1 protein-coding gene is annotated in these 1,235 nt (G+C 71.9%); it reads left to right on the top strand.

The genetic code is table 11. From position 1 onward, the window contains the following. Window positions 1-242: 242 nt before the first annotated feature. On the top strand, window positions 243-1,235 hold a 993-nt coding region (locus DEIPI_RS41120), incomplete at its 3' end, for a peptidase U32 family protein (protein ID WP_045233369.1).

Below are 1,235 nucleotides of genomic sequence, written 5' to 3'. Positions count from 1 at the left end.
CGAGACGCGCGTAGACCCACGCGAGGAGCGGCAGCAGCGCGAGCGCCGCGAGGGCCCACGGCCACGCGAACCCCACCGGGAGGTCGGACAGGAACCGGGCGACGTTCAAGGGCGACCTCCACGAGCGGGACGAGCGGTCGGCGGGCGCGGGCTTCCAGTTCCACTGTAGGCCCCGCGCGGGGCGACGCAAGGGTGCGCGCCACCCTTTCGGGAACCTTCACAGGACCTACACTCGAGTGCTGATGCCGCGCCCCCGAGTCAAACCCGAACTGATGAGCCCCGCCGGAGGCTGGCCGCAACTGCGCGCCGCCGTGGAGGCCGGCGCCGACGCCGTGTACTTCGGCCTCGACAGCTTCCACGCCCGCGCCAAGGTGGGCTTCGCGAGCGAGGAGCTCCCGGACGTCATGCGCTTCCTGCACGAGCGCGGCGTCCTCGGCTTCGTCACCTTCAACGTCCTCGTCTTCGACCGCGAACTTCCCGACGCGGAGCGCCAGCTCATGCACATCGCGCGGAGCGGCGCCGACGCCATCATCGTGCAGGACCACGGCGTCGCGAAGCTCGCGCACGAGATCTGCCCGGACCTCCCCGTCCACGGCAGCACCCAGATGAGCATCACGTCCGCCGAGGGCGCCGAACTCGCCCGCCGTTTCGGCGCCAGCCGCGTCGTGCTGGGCCGCGAACTCTCCCTGCGCGACATCGAACGCATCGCGGCCGCCACGGACGTGGAGCTCGAGACCTTCGTGCACGGCGCGCTGTGCGTCAGCTACAGCGGCCAGTGCTTCAGCAGCGAGGCCTGGGGCGGACGCAGCGCCAACCGCGGTCAGTGCGCGCAGGCCTGCCGACTCCCGTACGACCTGCTCGTGGACGGAGAACGCCGCGACCTCGACGACGCCCGCTACCTGCTCTCGCCCGGCGACCTGTACGCCCTGCATCAGGTGCCGGACCTCGTGCGGATCGGCGTGAACTGCCTCAAGATCGAGGGCCGCTACAAGGACGCCGAGTACGTCGCGCTCACCACGGGCGCGTACAGGAAGGCCATCGACGAGGCCTGGGCGGGCCTCCCTCTGAGCGTCACGAGGGAGGAGGAGCGCGACCTGGAGCAGGTGTACTCGCGCGGGCTCGGCGCTCACTTCATCTCCGGCACGAACCACCAGACGGTCGTGCGGGGCCGCGCGCCCCGCCACCGCGGCGTGCGCGTGGGCCGGGTGGAGGCCGTCTCGGAGCGCGGCGTGCTC

Source organism: Deinococcus pimensis DSM 21231, assembly GCF_000519345.1.
GTDB classification, from domain to species: Bacteria; Deinococcota; Deinococci; order Deinococcales; family Deinococcaceae; genus Deinococcus_A; species Deinococcus_A pimensis.
The sequence above is the reverse complement of the archived record's forward strand: the minus strand, read 5'-3'. Positions and strand labels throughout refer to the sequence as shown.